Raw genomic sequence first — 16,423 nt, 5'->3', positions numbered from 1 at the left:
TGAATCTCGTCACCTGTCAAGAAGCTGCACGGTACACTAACCACCATTAGCTAAAACAGGAGGAGGCCCACCATGGCCAACCAGAAACGCCGCGACCAGATCGCCGCCGCCGCGCTCGACCTCTTCGACCAGCGCGGCTACCACGCCACGGGCATGGAGGACATCGCCAAGGCCGTCGGCATGCGCGCCTCCAGCCTCTACAACCACTTCTCCTCCAAGCAAGAACTCCTCGCCGAGGTCACCATCACCGCCATGGAGGACCTCCTCCGCGCCAACGCCGCCGGACTCGCGGGCCTGACAGAACCGCGCGACAAGCTCGTCGCCACGATGAAAGCCCACGTCATCTTCCACGCCACCCATGCCCGGCGCGTCCGCGTGGTCAATAACGAGCTCACCAACCTCGAAGAACCCCACAAGTCAGTCGTGCTCCAACTGCGTCGCGATTATGTTGCGCGCTGGATGGCCATCGTCAATGCCGGCGATTTCCGCGCCGAAAACTTGAAAATCGCCTGCTGGTCACTCATCGATATGGGGATCGGTGTGGCCCAATGGTTTAGCCCCGACGGTGAATACACCGCCGAGGCTTTAGGGGATATGTACGGCCAGTTCGCCTTGCGCCAACTTACTTAGGGAGCGCAGCCAATCGGCTGTTCCTCCTCACGGCCATCGGGGTACTGCACACGGACGCGGGAGTACACCTCAGCGTGGTAGCCACACGCCTCGCGCTTATCGACGACCACCTTTACCCTCTCCTCATTAAACGTGCCCTCCGCACAGTTGGGGTCACAGTCATTTTCGATGGCCACGCCTTCCGCCTCCGCGGAATCGGCTCCCCAGTTCTTCCATTCCAGCTGGTTAACCAGGTAGTTATTGTCAGCGCATGCCAGCGAGATGCGGTCCGGCCCCTCCAAGCCCGTGACGGAGACGCAGTCCAGGATGGCCGTGGCGTCCACGGTGGTTTCCACGTCTGGGCCTACCAGACCTACCACGCGCACCAGTTGGCCGCTGGCGGGGAGGACGGAGAAGGAGACCTGGTCGGAATCGCGAATCACGGTGACAAGTTCGTCATCGCCTTCGCCTTCGACGCTGCCCACATCGTTGCCGTCGGTATCCGCCAAAATGTCGTAGGTGATCTTTTGCTGTTCACTGCTCAGCCCCGGCTGGAGCAGCAATTCCAGCGCACCAAGAGCGCGGTTGGGGAAGGTATCCGCAAGTTTTTCCAGCTGCGCACGATCGGTCGCGATGACGAGGTCCTCTGGATTCACCGAAGGCTGCGGGTCAAAGCCCGGGACCTCTCCCTGCGAGGAGACCTCCACGGCTCCACCCGCATCCACCGCATATTCGGTAATCGCGGTGGCATCGCCGAGGGTATCGACGCGCTTCATGTACTCCTTGGCCGTAACACCTTTATCTACGGCATCCGGCTGCGCACCGGCGGCTTCGCCGGCCTGGGTCAAAATCTCCGAAGCCGAGGCCACCGGCTCCGAGTTATTCAGCAGTGGGAACGCACCGCCGACCAACGCAAGGACCGCCACACCGGCCGCAGCGTAGGTCCACGTCGGGCGCCCCTTGGTAATGCGGGCGAGGGTGGCTTCGGAGTGCTTGAGGGAATCGTCGGAAAGCGCGGCGTTTGGAACGGGGTTTGCCTGACGTAGCTGGTCGAGAGAGTTAGGCATCGGTTTCTCCTGTGAGTTCAGATAGATGAGTACGAGCGCGGTGCAGGCGCACGCGGACGTTGTTGCGGGAAATGCCCAGGACCTCGGCGATCTCCGGGTGGTCGAGCCCCTCCCAGGCATGGAGGGTCAGTATTTCCTGGTCGGCATAGGGAAGGCGCAGGAAAGCTTCGCTGATATCGAGGCTTAAGTCGACGGCATCGTAGCCGGCATAGGATTCCAGCTCATGATCGTCGAGGTTCTCCGTTTCCCTACGGGTGCGGTAGAACTCGCGCATGACATTGCGGGCGATGCCATACAACCAGGGCAGTGGCGTGCCGCGCATCGAGTCGAAGCCGGCCCAGGCGCGCTCGAAGACGTCAGCAGCCAGCTCTTCGGCATGGCTTGGTGGGACGCGGCGGCGCAGATATGCCAACACCGCCGGGTAATGCTCGCGGAAGAGACGGGAAAACTCCCGCTTCCGCGAACCAGGCAAAGTTAAAACAGACACTAAAAATCTCCAGATTACTGATGGGCTCACTAGGTATGTGGCAACTGATAGCCCAGCGTTACAGCCAAACAGTAAACTCGTGAACATGTTCTCTCTTCTCAAGGCCTATGGCCTCCTGTCCTGGTGGAGCAAGACATTTTCTGATCAGCAGCGCAACCGCATCCTTGCCGCGATACCCGAGGACACGGGCGCACGCTCAGCTTCAGAGGTGCTCGCCGCGCTTCTTTCGGGTGCCCTCGATGCGATGGCGTGGCAGGAAGCACTGCTCATCGCCGATAAGTTGGAGGCCAACGCACCGCTTTCCCCTATTCCGCAGCGTGCCCGCACCGAGGCGGAGCGCCATCTGGCCACCGCCCCGCTCGGAGAAAATCCTTTTAAGCAGACCCCGCACCGCTCCGAGACGGTACCGCCACGCTTCCTGGCGTCCCTCATTGCCGATCTCAACGATGGTGAGCGGTGCCACGTTGCGCTTGACGACGTCCTCGTCGATCCCTCCGCCCACGCCTTCGTCCGTGCCCGCGCGGTCGCGGTCTCAGAGGAGACAGGGCTTGAAGTGTCCTATAACCCAGAGGGCTATACGCTAACGATTACCCGGCCGGTTCTGCTGAATCGGGTGGCTTCTGTGGGTGAGGAACTGCCCGTAGCTTGGGTCGTGGACCGCTCCTAATGGTTTACTAATAGGGATATGGAACCACTCGAGCTCTCTGCCCTCACGGGCACCCAGTCGCGAACGTACGGCACCCGCAAGATCACCAAAGACATGGTCTCGGCCCCGGTGCACGTGGCGATCGCCCTGTGGGATGAGCGCTGGGATTCCGCGGAAGGCGGGACTATTAACGGCTGGGTCATCGCCGTCAACACCAAGAACACCCGCTTCGTACGCAAGGGCCACATCCGCACAGGCGATATCGTCGAGGTGGCCGTCCGCGAGTTTGTGAAGGCCACGAAGAACGTGAAGGGCCGCAAGTGGATCGTCACGGGCCGCCGCCAAACCGCCCTGCGTGCAGCTCTGGAGGAGCGCGGCTATACCGTGACGGGAAGCTTTGCGGAGGAAAATCGCGCTGCGCGAAGCGCGAGCTCCGTGCGGCGCAAGGAGGCAGGCATTACTGCCCGGCGCGCCAAGAAGGAGGGCGAGGCTCCCCGCACAAAGCAGGCCGTGAAGGTGGAGACCCCCAAGGCGCACTGGTGGCCGAGTTTCTCCACGGCCAGCTCATGGCCAGAGGGCGCCACGGTGCGCATTGCCACCGACGCATCCTCCGACACCGTGTTCAAGGGGGCCATGTGCTTCGTGGCGAGCAATGGTGATTACCGCCTGCGCACGCGCGACACCACTGCTAGTACCGATGAGCTCGAGCTCGAGTCCCTCACCTTGGCGCTGAAATATCTGCTCAAGGTCGGTGCTACCAAGGCCATCATCGAGTCAGACTCCGCTGCCGCACTCGATGCGGTGCAGCAGATTCGGACGAAGGGGTCGAAGGCCATGCGGTCGCGGGGTGTGTGGCGCGGGCTCTCCTCGGGGTCGCGTTCGCGTTTCCAGCAGGCGTGGAATGATGTCGAGGGTGTCTGCGATGTGACGATTCGCCGCGTGCTAGGCCACGCCGGCGATCCGCTCAACAGGGCCGCCGACCAGATTGCGTACATGGGCCTGCGCGCCATCGCGCATCCCCGGAAACAATCGCAGCCCACGCTCAAAGAGGGCATTAGTAAAGCATTGGCGAAACTCTAATTCGGGGTTTATCCGCTCCGTGTCCTAGGGTAAATCCCATGTCGAATCCCTTTGACTCAAACCCCTTCGAGGAGTCGGCCGAGGCATCCCGTGGCCGCGGGGCTAATCCATTCGCGGAGCCTTCGCAGTCTTCCGCCCAGCCCACCCCAGACCCGTTCGCCGAGTCCTATGCGCAGCCTTTCGAAGAGCCGAAGCGCACTTACACCCCAGCCCCCATGCCGGATCATGCACCCGCGGAGCACGCCCCAGCCCCAGCCCCGGCCTCAACCTCAGCGGGCACAATTCACCATTTTTCTCTCTTCAAAGCCGTCCTCAGTGCTTTCTCGGTTCTCATTGGTCTGAACGCAATTGGCGAAGCCGAGGTCCTCTGGGGCATTGGATTCGGCCTGCCCGGCGCGTGGTACTTCATCAAGTCTCTGCAGCAGAAGGCCAACCCTACCGAGCCGCAAAAGCGTCACTGGTTTGTCATCTGGCTCATCGCGATTCTGCTGATCATCATCGGTGCCTAGCCTTTAATCCCAGCTCTGGCTTGCACCGCAAGAGGTATGGAGGGCGGCGGGGCACAATCACCGCAGCCGGGCCACCACACGCCGCCATAGGATGCGCAGCAGCGAGTGCGGAGTCGCTACCACCTCACGCAGGTAATTCCACGCCCGCGCTTCCTGCGGCGTGCGAACGCCGTGTATACGAACCCGAATCCCTAGGTGCCAGGCCCACACGCGGGTGCGCAGAACGTGAAAATCATTCGTCACGACGCGAAAATATGAGTAATCCGAACAGAGCGCATGGGCCCGCTCGAGGTTCTCATTGGTGCTGGTTGCCACCGGCTCCACACGGATACGCTCCGGGGCTACACCGCGCTCGATAAGGTAGCGCTGCATCGCGTCCGCCTCCCCATAGCCGGACACAATGATGGGCTCGCTTGGCAGCACTCGCGCCATAACAACCGCCCGGTCGAGGCGGCTGCGCAGCAGCGATCCCGGCTGGCCATCCACCACGCGCGCGCCCAACACTAGAACCGGAAACTGCATGCCATTTAGCTTAACGTGCATACTGGTCTGCATGAGCATGTGCGTAGTCGGGTCCATCAACGCTGACCTCGTGGTCCACACCGCACGGCATCCGAAGCCGGGCGAAACATTGTTGGGCCACGGCGGTGAGATTACTGCGGGTGGCAAAGGAGCTAACCAGGCGGTGGCGGCCGCACTGCTGGGCGCGCCGGTCACCTTTGTGGGCGCGGTAGGCAGCGACGCTTATGCGGCGCCCGCCATGCGCTACCTTGAGGCCAGCGGCGTGAACCTTGAACATGTTGCCCGCACCGACGAGGTCACGGGCCTCGCCGTCATCACTGTGGATGGGCAGGGCGAAAACACCATCATCGTGGTGCCGGGAGCCAATGCGCTTGTCGACGCCCCCTTCGTCACCACCCACTCCTCCCCCATCACCGAATCGGAGCTGGTTCTCCTGCAGGGCGAAATTCCCGCGGAAGGGTGTGCTAAGGCTATCGCGCTGGCCACGGGCAGGGTTGTGGTGAACCTCGCGCCGGTGGTGAAGGTTGACCCACAGGCTCTGCTGCGCGCGGATCCGCTGCTGGCTAACGAGCACGAAGCCGGGCTCATCCTGGAACAGCTGGGGTTCAATAGCGAGGGGACGCCGCAGGAGCTGGCGCAGCGACTACGCGAGGCTGGTTTTTCCTCTGTCGTGATGACGCTCGGGGCGCGCGGCGCGTTGGTGGCGGAGGATACCCTCACGGAGATTGCTTCTCCACAGGTCACTCCCGTTGATACGACGGGCGCGGGCGATGCCTTCGCCGGCGCGCTGTGCGCGCGACTTCTGAAGGGCGATTCGCTGGTGGAGGCGGCGCGCTATGCTGCCCGGGTCGGGGCTTTCGCCGTGACCGGCGCGGGCGCGCAGGCCTCCTACCCCGACCGGGACACCGAGCTACCTAGCTAACTACTCCCCCAGAAGCTGGGAACGCAGATTCTCGTCCTTCTTCTCCACCTCGGCGGCCATGTTCTCCTGGTACGCGGCCATCTTCTCCACCAACGCAGGGTCGCCAGCGGAGAGGATACGCACGGCAAGCAGGCCGGCGTTTTTCGCGCCGCCGATGGACACCGTAGCTACCGGCACTCCGCCCGGCATCTGCACGATGGACAGTAGGGAGTCAAGGCCATCAAGGTCCTTGAGCGCGCGCGGAATGCCGATGACCGGCAATGGGGTGGCGGCAGCGACCATGCCCGGCAGGTGCGCCGCGCCGCCGGCACACGCAATGATGGCTTTAAGTCCGCGCTCGTGGGCGGACTTGGCGTAGGCCAGCATCTTCTCCGGGGTGCGGTGAGCACTCACCACGCCCACCTCGAAGGGCACACCGAATTCGGCGAGCATTTCAGCTGCGGGTTTTACAGTGGGCCAGTCGGAATCAGAGCCCATAATCAGACCAACAAGCGGTTCCATGTCATCTCTCCTTTAAGCGTTGGAATCCTCCGCCCACTGCGCGTGGACGAGGTAATGGGCAGCATCGGCGGCAATGCGGCGCGTCTCAGCAACGTCCTGACCAGTGACGTTGACGTGCCCGATCTTGCGGCCAGCCTGGTGATCCTTGCCGTAGAGGTGGATCTTGGCCTCTGGGTAGCGTTCCATGACTTCGCGGACGCGGTCTGGCATCGGCATGGCCGGATCCTTTTCTGCGCCGAGGACGTTGGCCATGACTGTCACCGGAGCCAGCGGCTCAGTGGAGCCCAGCGGCAGGTCCAGCACGGCCCGTAGGTGCTGCTCAAACTGTGAGGTCACGCAACCATCCTGGGTCCAGTGTCCGGTGTTGTGCGGGCGCATGGCCAGCTCATTGACGGCAATGTCCTCACGGATGTGTGCCCCCGGGGCACCAGAGGCTGAGGCAATAATGGCCCCCGCATCCTGCTCAGCGGCAAAGGCAAAAAGCTCCACCGCCAAGACTCCGGTGACACCGAGTTCGGTGGCGACCTGAATGCCGACCTGCATGGCATGTTCCGCCAACTCCGGCGAGAGGTTCGGGGCAGGCGCGAAAGCCTCAGCACAGATACCGTCGCGCTGCACAGACTCGGTTACCGGCCATGCCTTGACCTCACCGGAAGGGCGGCGGGCAACGAGCACGGACAGCTCACGAGTCAAAGCCACCTTTTCTTCCGCCATCAGCGGCGTGCCAGCGGCCAGAAGCTCCTCTACCAGCGGTTCTAATTCCTCCGCAGAGGGAAACCACACGCCGTGGCCGTCGTAACCACCGCGGCGGGCTTTGAGGCACACGTGCCCGTCGACAAGCGCGGCGAACTCTCGCGCATCCTCCACCGACTCGATGGCGGCAAAGCGCGGCACCGGGGCGCCCAATTCAGAAAGCTTCTGACGCATGAGCAGCTTGTCCTGCGCGTAGAGGAGTGCGGAAGGCTGGGGCTGGACGTTGTAGGAGGCGTCGATAAGCGCGCGCACATGCTCCGCCGGTACATGCTCGTGTTCGAAGGTCACCGCGTCTGCGCCTTCTGCAGCCTTAACCAGAACGTCATAGTCGTGGTAATCACCAAGAACGACGTCGGGAATGACCTGCGCGGCGGACTTGCCCGGCTCGGATGCCAGGAGGCGCAGGTGGATGTCGAGCTCAGCCGCGGCCGGCTGCATCATGCGCGCAAGCTGGCCATCTCCAAAAACAGTAACGGTAGGTTTGTGTTGTTCACTCACTCCTTCAATACTAGCCTTGGGGCCATGATTGTCCGGCATACCATCTTCCAAAACTCGCTCATGACCGCCCTGTTGGACGGTATTTACGACGGCGAAATGACCATCGACGAGCTTTTGGGAAAGGGCAATTTCGGCATCGGCACCTTCGATGCGCTGGATGGGGAGATGATCATCCTCGACGGCATCTGCTACCAGCTGCGCGGTGATGGCACCGCAACCGTCGCCGACCTTGACCAGGGCACCCCTTTCGCCGTCGCCACCAATTTCGTACCCCGCATTAAGGTGGCCGCGCCCAAGGGTCTCAAGCGCGAGGAGCTGTCCTCCTTCATTGATGATCTGGAGCCCTCGGCCAATTACATGTATGCGGTTCGCATCACCGGCCGTTTCAGCTCCGTGGTGACCCGCACGGTGGTCAAGCAATCCAAGCCCTATCCGCCTCTGACCCAGGCGGTCGGCGGCGATAAGGAGCTCCGTTTTAGCGACGTCGATGGCATCATCGGCGGCTTCCGTACCCCGGTCTTTGAGAAGGGCATTTCGGTACCAGGCTGCCACGTTCACTTCATTGACGCTGAGCGTACGTCCGGCGGCCATGTGCTGGACTACACCGTGGATGAAGCCACGATTGAGCTGTGCCCGGGAACCGATTTGGAGCTGCGCCTGCCGCTAACCCACGAGTTCCGCTCAGCGAACCTGGCACCGGAAGATCTCGATTCCCAGCTGCACACGACTGAGATTAAGAACTAGCCCCAGACCGGTTGTTCGTTGAGGATATCCTCAACGCGCTTGGCCTTGGGGATGGCCGGAAAGTACATCGGCCGCTCATAGCCATGCAGCGCGAGTGAAATGCCGCCGCGGCGTCGGCGAGCCCCGCGAATATCGCTTAGCGGAATCGAGTCGACGCGCTTGCCCTCGCGGGCGATGACGCGCAAGTTAGTCACGATGAACCGCTTGCGGCGCGCTTTGATGAGAGGAACGATAAAGCGCCACACCGCCAGCAGCGCCCACAGAGCAACGAGGCCATTGCGAAGTGCCAAGTCAATGCCGTTGTAATCGCACCAGCCGATGGCAATCCAGCACACGCCGGTGACCACGACGAGCTCGAGAAACGGGAAGAGCAGCGTGCGAAACGGCGCTGTCATATCCGCGCGGGCCACTTCGCCGCGTCCCATCTCCATGAGGTTCATGGGGCACATGATACCCACCTGCTCACGCAACCCGACTAAGCGGCACTCAGTTCATGGTGGTGCAGAGAGCGCCTTCTAAACGGCATCTTCTAGACGGCATCAGTCAACGGGCATCTTTGCCTCTAAAAACGCCTTGCGGGGTCTCCATATGGCGTTTTCAGGGATGAAAACGCCCTTTGAGATATGCCTTTTAGCGGATGCCTGATAGAGAGGGGCGCGTGCTTAACGACGCTCCCCCTCCCGACAAAAGCTCAAAAGCTACTGTGCAGCGGGCCGCAGGTGGATGACATCGCCGGCGGAATAGTATTCGCCACCAACATTGATGCGGCCATCATCAGCCACGCCTTCAACAGTGCCGGTAACATCACCGGTCGGGGCTTCGAGGCGCACTTCCTGGCCAATCGAAGAGCAGACCTTGCGGTAATCTGCCATGAGCTGCGGATCCTGTTGTTCCCACTGGTTGATTCTGCGGTGCAGGTTTTTCAGCACGGTGATAGCGAGTTCAGTGCGGTCAGTGTCCAAGCCCTCAAGCGCCAAAGAGGTCGCGGCCTCAATAGGCAGCTCTTCGCGAGTCAAGGTGACGTTGATGCCCATCCCCACGACGACGCGCGCGGACGGCGGGTTCGCCGCTTGGGTCTTCGGCGCCACCTCGGTCTTGTTGATTTCCGCCTTATTCACTTCCGCCTTGGAGACCTCAGCCTTAGCCACCTCTGCCTTGGAGACCTCCGTCTTCGGCGCGGACTTGAAAGCCTCGCCCACTGGGCCGGCCTCGGCGAGGATGCCGCACAGCTTCTTACCACCGATGTGCACGTCATTCGGCCACTTGAGTACCGCTCCTTCGACGGAATCGGTCACAGCCAGGCCCGCGGCCAGCGGCAGGGTTCCTAAATGATCCAGCGAATCCGGGAGGATAAGCACGGAGAAAATAAGCTGCGAGCCGGCCGGGCTGACCCAGTGACGGCCCAAACGGCCCTTGCCGGCGAGTTGCTCATTGGCTAGCAGGACAGTGCCATCAGCCACCTTGTCTGCCTGCATGAGGTCGGTATTGGTCGAGCCAGTGGACTCGGTGTACTCAATGACGGCGAAGTCATCCGCCACGGCTTCACGGATACGGTCCAGATCAAGAGCAGTCATGGTGCCCGATCCTACTCGCTGCTGTCGAGCACCTCACTGCAGCTGAGTGTCAGTAACGAGTGTTAGGGTTACTGCATGGCAAAGGTCACATTTGAGAACGTCGGCATTACTTATCCCCGTGCCGAGAACCCCACGGTCAAGGACCTCAATCTCGAGATTGCGGACGGCGAGTTTCTAGTCCTCGTTGGCCCCTCCGGCTGCGGTAAGTCCACCACCCTGCGCGCACTGGCTGGTTTGGAGCCGATCTCCAGCGGTCGCATTCTTATCGACGACACAGACGTCACCGGCCTCGAGCCGGGCGAGCGCGACATCGCGATGGTCTTCCAGAACTACGCGCTCTACCCACACCTCACTGTGGCAGAGAACATGGGCTTTGCCCTCAAGCTGGCCAAGCGCCCAAAGGCAGAAATCAAGGCCAAGGTGGAAGAAGCCGCCAAGACCTTGGGGCTGACCGACTATCTCAAGCGCAAACCCAAAGACCTTTCCGGCGGTCAGCGCCAGCGCGTGGCCATGGGCCGTGCCATCGTGCGCGAACCTAAGGCCTTCCTCATGGATGAGCCGCTGTCCAACCTCGACGCCAAGCTGCGCGTGCAGACCCGCGCGGAGCTGGCAAGCCTCCAGCAGCGCCTAGGCACCACCACCATCTACGTCACCCATGACCAGGTGGAAGCTATGACGATGGGAGATCGCGTTGCCGTACTCAAGGATGGCGTGCTCCAGCAGGTAGCCCCGCCGCGCGAGCTGTACGACGCACCGGCGAACGAGTTCGTCGCGGGTTTCATCGGTTCCCCGGCCATGAATATCTTCGATTACAACGGCGGCCGCATCGGCGTGCGCCCGGAGAAGATGTTCATTAACAAAGGCCCGCTGGGTTTCCAAGGAGTCGTGGACTTCGTAGAAGAGCTCGGCGCCGAGTCCTTCGTGTATGTCACCGTCGGCGAACAGCGTTTCGTCGCCCGGGCACAGGGCGAGGCACCCCAGCGCGGCGACGACGTCGTGCTGACCTTCAATCCCCGCGAGGCGCACCGCTTCGATCCGGAGACCGGTGAGCGCATTAACGACTAACGAGCGCATCCACGGCTAATAGGGGGTAGTTTCACCCCCGTTTCTAGTGAGATTAACGCCAAAACCACATGCACTGTGGACCTGATCCCTTATTTTGAAGTCACCAGAAGTTTTCCGAAAGGTGAATATTCCATGAAGAAGCCGTTTCTTCCCAGCTCCCTGTGTACGGTTCGTCGCGGTGTCATTGCCACCACAGCTGCACTCGCGCTGACCTTGGCCGGATGCTCGTCCAGCGATGACTCCTCCTCCGACGCTGGCTCGGACGCCGCCACCAAGGACACGGACGGCCGCGGGCCCATCACCTTTGCCATGGGCAAGAACGATACCGACAAGATCACCCCCATTATCGAAGCGTGGAACGCCGAGCACCCGGACGAGAAGGTCGAGCTCAAGGAGCTCGCTGGCGAGGCCGACGCTCAGCGTGAGACCCTCGTGCAGTCCCTGCAGGCAGGCAACTCTGACTACGATGTCATGGCGCTCGATGTGGTGTGGACCGCTGACTTCGCCGCTAACCAGTGGCTGGCGCCGCTGACCGGTGACCTCGAGGTGGACACCTCCGACCTGCTGGAGCCCACCGTCGAGTCCGCCACCTACAACGGCACCCTCTACGCGCTGCCGCAGAACACCAACGGACAGCTGCTATTCCGCAACACTGAGTTGGCGGACAAGGCTCCGGAGAAGTTCGCGGACATCGCGTCTGCCTGTGAAGCCATCAAGGACGATGCTGCCTGCCTGACCACCCAGCTCAAGCAGTACGAGGGCCTGACTGTGAACACCGCAGGTTTCATTGAGGGTTGGGGCGGTTCCATCCTGGATGACGAGGGCAATGTCACCGTCGACTCCGACGAGGCCAAGGAAGGCCTGCAGGCGCTTGTCGACGCCTACGAGGACGGCACCATCTCCAAGGACTCCACCGCCACAACGGAGGAGGAGACGAACCTCGCCTTCACCGAGGGCAAGACCGCCTTTGCCATTAACTGGCCGTACATGTACACCAACGCTGAGGACAAGGGCATTAAGTTCGAGGTTCAGCCGCTGGTGGGCAAGGACGGCGTTGGTGTATCCACCCTGGGTGGCTACAACAACGGCATCAACATCAACTCGGAAAACAAGGCCACTGCCTTGGACTTCATCAAGTTCATCATCAACGAAGAGAACCAGAAGTCCTTCGCTGAGGCATCCTTCCCGCCGGTCCTGGCTTCCATCTACGATGATGAATCCCTGGTCGAGGAGTTCCCATACCTCCCGGCTCTGAAGGAGTCCCTGGAGAACGCCGCTCCGCGTCCGGTCTCCCCGTTCTACACCGCCATCTCCAAGGCCGTGCAGGATAACGCCTACGCAGCGCTGACCGCCGGCAAGTCCGTCGATGACGCTACGAAGGACATGAAGGCAGCCATCGAGGCAGCGTCACAGGGTTAATCCTCCCCGCGAGTATGGGGCGCGAGTAAGTCCACCGAGACTTGCCCGCGCCCCCTTCGTTGATCTTGGCCAACCCGAGCTACAAAGCAGCGGGTACTGCGTGCATAACACCGATGTCCGGAGCACCCGCTATGATTTTCACAACTGTCCCCTAATATCCTGACAACTTTCACCCCCTACAACTTTCACACTGTAGAAAGGCAGGCACCGCATGGCTGGTAGAACGCGTACTGCGGATTCGCGCAAGCAGTATCTGCAGGCAGCCGGCCTCATCGCGCCCGCGCTCATTGCGCTGGCCGTGGTGATTGGCTATCCCATCGTGCGAGCTGTCATGTTGTCCTTCCAGGGCAATAAGCGGCTCAACCCCACCACGGGCGTATTCGAGGAAGGCTCGTTTGCGGGCCTAGAGAACTACCTCTACTGGATTACCAACAGGTGCATGTCCGCTACGGGCCAGGCCGCCACGTGTCCCGATGGCGTTATTGCGACGGACTTTTGGCCGGCGGTGAAGATTACGCTTTTCTTCACCGTCGTGACCGTGGCTCTGGAAACCATCCTCGGCATGGTCATGGCGCTGGTCATGAACGGCGAGTATCGCGGCCGTGGCCTCGTTCGTGCTGCGGTGCTCATTCCGTGGGCTATTCCGACTGCGGTAACGGCAAAACTGTGGCAATTCATGTTCGCTCCGGATGGCATCATCAACTCGCTCATCGGTGAGCGCATCGCGTGGACCACGGACCCGTTTTATGCGCGCCTTGCGGTCATCATCGCAGACGTGTGGAAGACCGCACCATTTATGGCCCTGCTTATCTTGGCCGGTCTGCAGATGATTCCGCGTGATGTGTACGACGCCGCCCGCGTCGACGGCGCCTCCCGTATCCAAACTTTCTTCACCATCACCCTGCCACTCGTGAAGCCGGCGCTCATGGTAGCTATTCTCTTCCGCACGCTTGATGCACTGCGTATGTACGACCTGCCGGTCATCATGATCTCGGCGTCCTCCAACTCGCCCACTGCCACGATTTCCCAGCTGGTGGTGGAAGATATGCGCCAAGGAAACTTCAACTCCGCCTCCGCATTGTCCACGCTGATCTTCCTGCTCATCTTTACCGTGGCCTTCATCCTCGTGCGCTTTTTGGGCGCGGACGTCGGCGGTGTGGCGCGTGACAAACGTACTAAGAAGGATAAGGAGCCTGCAGCATGAAAAAGTTCGGCCACTACCTCGGTATCCTCTTCATCATGTTCTGGGGCCTAGCCCCCTTCTACTGGATGGTTGTCACAGCGCTTCGCGATAAAGCCCATACCTTTGACACCACCCCGTGGCCTACGCACGTGACCCTGGACAACTTCCGCGACGCTCTGGCCACGGATAAGGGCAACGACTTCCTCAATGCGTTGGGCAACTCTCTGATCATCTCCTTGGCCACGACCGCAGTGGCCGTACTCATCGGCGTGTTTACCGCCTATGCGCTAGCCCGATATGACTTCCCTGGAAAAGGAATCGTCACGGGCATCATCCTGGCGGCCTCGATGTTCCCCGCTATCGCGCTCGTTACCCCGCTTTTCCAGCTTTTTGGCAACCTTGAGTGGATTGGCACCTACCGCGCGATGATCATTCCAAACATCTCCTTTGCGCTGCCACTCACGGTCTACACCTTGCTGAGTTTCTTCCGCCAGCTGCCGTGGGAGTTGGAGGAAGCGGCGAGAGTCGATGGGGCGTCGCGAAGCCAGGCCTTCCGCCTCGTGCTCCTACCCTTGGCCGCACCGGCACTGTTTACCACCGCCATCATCGCCTTCATCACAACCTGGAACGAGTTCATGCTGGCCAAGCAGCTGTCCACCACCGCTACCGAGCCGGTGACCGTGGCCATCGCACGCTTCTCTGGCCCCTCGGCCTTCGAGTACCCCTACGCCGCCACGATGGCAGCCGGCGCGCTGGTGACGATTCCGCTCATCATCATGGTTCTCATTTTCCAGCACCGCATCGTTGCCGGCCTCACCGCCGGAGGTGTCAAGGCTTAATGCGGCGCGCACTGCTGTGGGATACTGCGCTAGGCTTCGTCGGTTTCTTCGCCGCCCTAGCGCTCCTGCAGGCGGTTCTTAATCTTTATCAGCCCTCCCCCGCCCTCTGGCCAGGGCTCCTTGCCGGCGCGCTCATGCTGGCGGAGTACCTGCTCTGGCGGGCTAAACGGAAGGATCTTCAATGAGCTGGCACGATAACGCCATTTTCTACCAGGCCCTCGTGGGCTCGTACAAGGACACCCGCGGCGAAGGCGTTGGCACGTTGCGCGGCGTCATTGAGAAGCTCGATTACCTCAAATGGCTGGGCGTCGATTGTCTCTGGCTCTCCCCGTTCTATGCCTCCCCGTTGCGCGATGATGGCTATGACATCGCCGATTACTACGCCATCCACCCGGATTACGGCACCATGGAGGACTTTGACGAGCTCGTTGCCGAGCTGCATGCCCGCGGTATGCGCCTCATGACGGACTTGGCTTTCAACCACACCTCTACGGATCACCTGTGGTTCCAGGCCTCGCGCACCGATCCCGAAGGCCCCTATGGCGACTACTACGTGTGGGGAGATGATCCGCTGCGCTACCCGGAGATTCGCATCATCTTTACCGATACGGAGACCTCAAACTGGGCATGGGACCCGGAGCGCAAGCAGTACTACTTCCACCGCTTCTACTCGCACCAGCCGGATCTGAACTACGACAACCCGAAGGTCCACGAGGAAATCTTTAAGATTCTCTCCTTCTGGCTGGACAAAGGTGTGGATGCCTTCCGCCTCGATGCGATTGCGTACCTCTATGAGCGCGATGGCTTGGGCGGTGAATCCCTCCCAGAGACCGTAGACTTCGTGGAGAAGATCCGTACTTTCCTGGAGGAGAACTACCCTGAGGCCGTTATCCTCGCCGAGGCGAATCAGCCCCCAGAAGACACCATGGAGTTCTATGGCACGGGCAATCGCTTCCACATGGTGTTCAATTTCCCAGTCATGCCGCGGTTGTATCAGGCACTCGCGCTGGGCGATGCCACACCGGTCTACGACATCATGGCCGAGCTTCCCGAACTTCCCCAGGGCTGCCAGTGGGGAACCTTCCTGCGCAACCATGATGAGCTGACACTGGAGATGGTCGACGAGGACCAGCGCGCCCTCATGTACGAGCACTACCTGCCCGATGATCAGATGCGTGCCCACGTGGGCATCGCGCGACGCTTGGCACCCCTGTTGGGCAATGATTACCGCAAGATTGAGCTCTTTTACTCCCTCCTCATGACGCTGCCCGGTGCACCTTTCCTTTATTACGGCGATGAGATTGGCATGAATGATGCCCCGGAGCTTCCGGACCGTGACGCCGTGCGTACTCCAATGCAGTGGGAGCCTGGCGACGGCGCTGGTTTCAGTACAGCCGCACACACCCGCCGTCCCATCGTCGGTGGCGTGGGGATTTCGGTGGAGGAGCAGCTTGCCGACGACGCCTCTCTTCTCCACCGCCTGCGCGGTCTTATCCAGCAGCGCAAGGCGCATCCGGAACTCGGCACCGCACCTTTCGAGGCCGTAGAAACCGGCCTTACGGGCGTGCTGGGGTTCCAACGCGAAGGTCTGCTTTGTCTGCATAACTTCACCGACCAAGCAGTGGACCTTGGTCCGGTGGAGCTCGGACCTTATGGCTATGCCTGGCTTCCAGTCGAAGTTTAAACGGCCACTGTGTCCCACCTCACCCCGCATGTCAGGTTACCCAAACGTTAACTCAGGGTGAACAAAATGCGGACTTTCCCCTCTACGGCTATATAGTCGGTTCAACCCATTGATGTGGACAGTCACATCATCACTACAAGAGAATATAGAGGTGAGAAAATGAATACCCTGAACGGATTCCTTTCCGCCATTACCAGTTCAGTCAAACCGGACTTAGGCCAATTTAGTGCGGAACAATCCCACCCCACCGCCGAAAACCACCAGGTAGCAGTGTCAAGAGTCACGTTGCCCACCCACCCAAGACCTAAGTCAAGCCATAAT

At 61.0% G+C, this 16,423-nt stretch carries 19 protein-coding genes; 12 read left to right on the top strand and 7 right to left on the bottom strand.

The annotated features are described in order from the left end of the window. Positions 1–72: 72 nt before the first annotated feature. The gene (locus I6J26_RS08740; RefSeq protein WP_115021273.1) at positions 73–630 is read left to right on the top strand and encodes a TetR/AcrR family transcriptional regulator; all 558 of its coding nucleotides are present in this window, start codon (positions 73–75) and stop codon (positions 628–630) included. Here the strand turns inward: I6J26_RS08740 and I6J26_RS08735 are convergent. Next, a complete protein-coding gene (locus I6J26_RS08735) occupies positions 627–1,676 on the bottom strand; it encodes a hypothetical protein (RefSeq protein WP_115021272.1) in 1,050 nt (349 codons plus the stop codon). The two genes, I6J26_RS08740 and I6J26_RS08735, sit on opposite strands and share 4 nt — an antisense overlap. After that, positions 1,669–2,163, bottom strand: coding sequence for an RNA polymerase sigma factor (locus I6J26_RS08730; protein WP_115021271.1), 495 nt, complete (start codon positions 2,161–2,163; stop codon positions 1,669–1,671). The genes I6J26_RS08735 and I6J26_RS08730 overlap by 8 nt, the downstream gene beginning before the upstream one ends. A gap of 85 nt (positions 2,164–2,248) precedes the next feature. Here I6J26_RS08730 and I6J26_RS08725 point away from each other — a divergent pair, with 85 nt between their 5' ends. From I6J26_RS08725 to I6J26_RS08715, 3 genes are read left to right on the top strand one after another with little or no spacing between them, the layout of a single operon-like run. Further along, positions 2,249–2,830: a hypothetical protein gene (locus I6J26_RS08725; RefSeq protein WP_115021270.1), complete on the top strand. Its 582-nt coding sequence runs from the start codon at positions 2,249–2,251 to the stop codon at positions 2,828–2,830. Between the two features lie 18 nt (positions 2,831–2,848). Next, a complete protein-coding gene (locus I6J26_RS08720; RefSeq protein WP_115021269.1) occupies positions 2,849–3,889 on the top strand; it encodes a ribonuclease HI in 1,041 nt (346 codons plus the stop codon). A gap of 38 nt (positions 3,890–3,927) precedes the next feature. Continuing rightward, positions 3,928–4,398, top strand: coding sequence for a hypothetical protein (locus tag I6J26_RS08715; protein WP_115021268.1), 471 nt, complete (start codon positions 3,928–3,930; stop codon positions 4,396–4,398). A gap of 57 nt (positions 4,399–4,455) precedes the next feature. Here the strand turns inward: I6J26_RS08715 and I6J26_RS08710 are convergent, their stop codons facing one another. Beyond that, entirely contained in the window at positions 4,456–4,920 is a 465-nt protein-coding gene (locus I6J26_RS08710; protein ID WP_239121749.1) for a YdcF family protein, read from the bottom strand. A 31-nt stretch (positions 4,921–4,951) separates the two neighbouring features. Here I6J26_RS08710 and I6J26_RS08705 point away from each other — a divergent pair, with 31 nt between their 5' ends. Beyond that, a complete protein-coding gene (locus I6J26_RS08705) occupies positions 4,952–5,842 on the top strand; it encodes a ribokinase (protein WP_181815335.1) in 891 nt (296 codons plus the stop codon). Here the strand turns inward: I6J26_RS08705 and purE are convergent, their stop codons facing one another. Further along, entirely contained in the window at positions 5,843–6,343 is a 501-nt protein-coding gene (purE, locus tag I6J26_RS08700) for a 5-(carboxyamino)imidazole ribonucleotide mutase (protein WP_115021265.1), read from the bottom strand. It lies immediately after the preceding gene. Positions 6,344–6,355: 12 nt separating this feature from the next. Beyond that, positions 6,356–7,633 (bottom strand): 5-(carboxyamino)imidazole ribonucleotide synthase, encoded by a 1,278-nt coding sequence (locus I6J26_RS08695; RefSeq protein WP_115021264.1) that lies wholly within the window; start codon positions 7,631–7,633, stop codon positions 6,356–6,358. Between I6J26_RS08695 and budA the strand changes: the two genes are divergently transcribed. Next, positions 7,619–8,338, top strand: a complete 720-nt coding sequence (gene budA, locus I6J26_RS08690; RefSeq protein WP_115021263.1) for an acetolactate decarboxylase — start codon at positions 7,619–7,621, stop codon at positions 8,336–8,338. The two genes, I6J26_RS08695 and budA, sit on opposite strands and share 15 nt — an antisense overlap. Here the strand turns inward: budA and I6J26_RS08685 are convergent. Together I6J26_RS08685 and I6J26_RS08680 are read right to left on the bottom strand one after the other, a co-directional pair. Further along, the gene (locus I6J26_RS08685; RefSeq protein WP_070673649.1) at positions 8,335–8,778 is read right to left on the bottom strand and encodes a hypothetical protein; all 444 of its coding nucleotides are present in this window, start codon (positions 8,776–8,778) and stop codon (positions 8,335–8,337) included. The two genes, budA and I6J26_RS08685, sit on opposite strands and share 4 nt — an antisense overlap. A gap of 258 nt (positions 8,779–9,036) precedes the next feature. Continuing rightward, entirely contained in the window at positions 9,037–9,912 is an 876-nt protein-coding gene (locus I6J26_RS08680) for a biotin--[acetyl-CoA-carboxylase] ligase (protein ID WP_115021262.1), read from the bottom strand. 75 nt (positions 9,913–9,987) lie between these two features. On the opposite strand from I6J26_RS08680, the gene I6J26_RS08675 reads away from it, so the two are divergent. The 6 genes from I6J26_RS08675 to I6J26_RS08650 all read left to right on the top strand — a co-directional run bounded on the left by I6J26_RS08675 (position 9,988) and on the right by I6J26_RS08650 (position 16,102). Continuing rightward, a complete protein-coding gene (locus I6J26_RS08675; RefSeq protein WP_070673647.1) occupies positions 9,988–10,977 on the top strand; it encodes an ABC transporter ATP-binding protein in 990 nt (329 codons plus the stop codon). A gap of 132 nt (positions 10,978–11,109) precedes the next feature. Beyond that, positions 11,110–12,396, top strand: coding sequence for an ABC transporter substrate-binding protein (locus I6J26_RS08670; protein ID WP_115021261.1), 1,287 nt, complete (start codon positions 11,110–11,112; stop codon positions 12,394–12,396). 211 nt (positions 12,397–12,607) lie between these two features. After that, on the top strand, positions 12,608–13,600 hold the full coding sequence (locus tag I6J26_RS08665) for a carbohydrate ABC transporter permease (protein ID WP_115021260.1): 993 nt from the start codon (positions 12,608–12,610) through the stop codon (positions 13,598–13,600). Then, positions 13,597–14,418, top strand: coding sequence for a carbohydrate ABC transporter permease (locus I6J26_RS08660; RefSeq protein ID WP_115021259.1), 822 nt, complete (start codon positions 13,597–13,599; stop codon positions 14,416–14,418). Before I6J26_RS08665 ends, I6J26_RS08660 begins: the two co-directional genes overlap by 4 nt. Then, positions 14,418–14,603, top strand: coding sequence for a hypothetical protein (locus I6J26_RS08655; protein WP_115021258.1), 186 nt, complete (start codon positions 14,418–14,420; stop codon positions 14,601–14,603). Before I6J26_RS08660 ends, I6J26_RS08655 begins: the two co-directional genes overlap by 1 nt. Continuing rightward, positions 14,600–16,102, top strand: a complete 1,503-nt coding sequence (locus I6J26_RS08650) for an alpha-amylase family protein (RefSeq protein ID WP_115021257.1) — start codon at positions 14,600–14,602, stop codon at positions 16,100–16,102. Before I6J26_RS08655 ends, I6J26_RS08650 begins: the two co-directional genes overlap by 4 nt. Positions 16,103–16,423 lie beyond the last annotated feature (321 nt).

This window comes from Corynebacterium minutissimum (assembly GCF_016889765.1).
GTDB lineage: Bacteria > Actinomycetota > Actinomycetes > Mycobacteriales > Mycobacteriaceae > Corynebacterium > Corynebacterium minutissimum_B.
Note: the sequence above shows the minus strand (reverse complement) of the source record. Positions and strands in the feature narration are given on the sequence as shown.

Excerpts from the sequence above, each read along its gene's own strand:
- I6J26_RS08655 (WP_115021258.1), top strand. The coding sequence starts at position 14,418 with ATGCGGCGCGCACTGCTGTGGGATACTGCGCTAGGCTTCGTCGGTTTC.
- I6J26_RS08710 (WP_239121749.1), bottom strand. The coding sequence starts at position 4,920 with ATGCAGTTTCCGGTTCTAGTGTTGGGCGCGCGCGTGGTGGATGGCCAG.
- I6J26_RS08720 (WP_115021269.1), top strand. The coding sequence starts at position 2,849 with ATGGAACCACTCGAGCTCTCTGCCCTCACGGGCACCCAGTCGCGAACG.
- budA (WP_115021263.1), top strand. The coding sequence starts at position 7,619 with ATGATTGTCCGGCATACCATCTTCCAAAACTCGCTCATGACCGCCCTG.
- I6J26_RS08740 (WP_115021273.1), top strand. The coding sequence starts at position 73 with ATGGCCAACCAGAAACGCCGCGACCAGATCGCCGCCGCCGCGCTCGAC.
- I6J26_RS08705 (WP_181815335.1), top strand. The coding sequence starts at position 4,952 with ATGAGCATGTGCGTAGTCGGGTCCATCAACGCTGACCTCGTGGTCCAC.
- I6J26_RS08715 (WP_115021268.1), top strand. The coding sequence starts at position 3,928 with ATGTCGAATCCCTTTGACTCAAACCCCTTCGAGGAGTCGGCCGAGGCA.
- I6J26_RS08650 (WP_115021257.1), top strand. The coding sequence starts at position 14,600 with ATGAGCTGGCACGATAACGCCATTTTCTACCAGGCCCTCGTGGGCTCG.
- I6J26_RS08680 (WP_115021262.1), bottom strand. The coding sequence starts at position 9,912 with ATGACTGCTCTTGATCTGGACCGTATCCGTGAAGCCGTGGCGGATGAC.
- I6J26_RS08695 (WP_115021264.1), bottom strand. The coding sequence starts at position 7,633 with ATGCCGGACAATCATGGCCCCAAGGCTAGTATTGAAGGAGTGAGTGAA.
- I6J26_RS08675 (WP_070673647.1), top strand. The coding sequence starts at position 9,988 with ATGGCAAAGGTCACATTTGAGAACGTCGGCATTACTTATCCCCGTGCC.
- I6J26_RS08735 (WP_115021272.1), bottom strand. The coding sequence starts at position 1,676 with ATGCCTAACTCTCTCGACCAGCTACGTCAGGCAAACCCCGTTCCAAAC.
- I6J26_RS08670 (WP_115021261.1), top strand. The coding sequence starts at position 11,110 with ATGAAGAAGCCGTTTCTTCCCAGCTCCCTGTGTACGGTTCGTCGCGGT.
- I6J26_RS08665 (WP_115021260.1), top strand. The coding sequence starts at position 12,608 with ATGGCTGGTAGAACGCGTACTGCGGATTCGCGCAAGCAGTATCTGCAG.
- I6J26_RS08725 (WP_115021270.1), top strand. The coding sequence starts at position 2,249 with ATGTTCTCTCTTCTCAAGGCCTATGGCCTCCTGTCCTGGTGGAGCAAG.
- purE (WP_115021265.1), bottom strand. The coding sequence starts at position 6,343 with ATGGAACCGCTTGTTGGTCTGATTATGGGCTCTGATTCCGACTGGCCC.
- I6J26_RS08660 (WP_115021259.1), top strand. The coding sequence starts at position 13,597 with ATGAAAAAGTTCGGCCACTACCTCGGTATCCTCTTCATCATGTTCTGG.
- I6J26_RS08685 (WP_070673649.1), bottom strand. The coding sequence starts at position 8,778 with ATGAACCTCATGGAGATGGGACGCGGCGAAGTGGCCCGCGCGGATATG.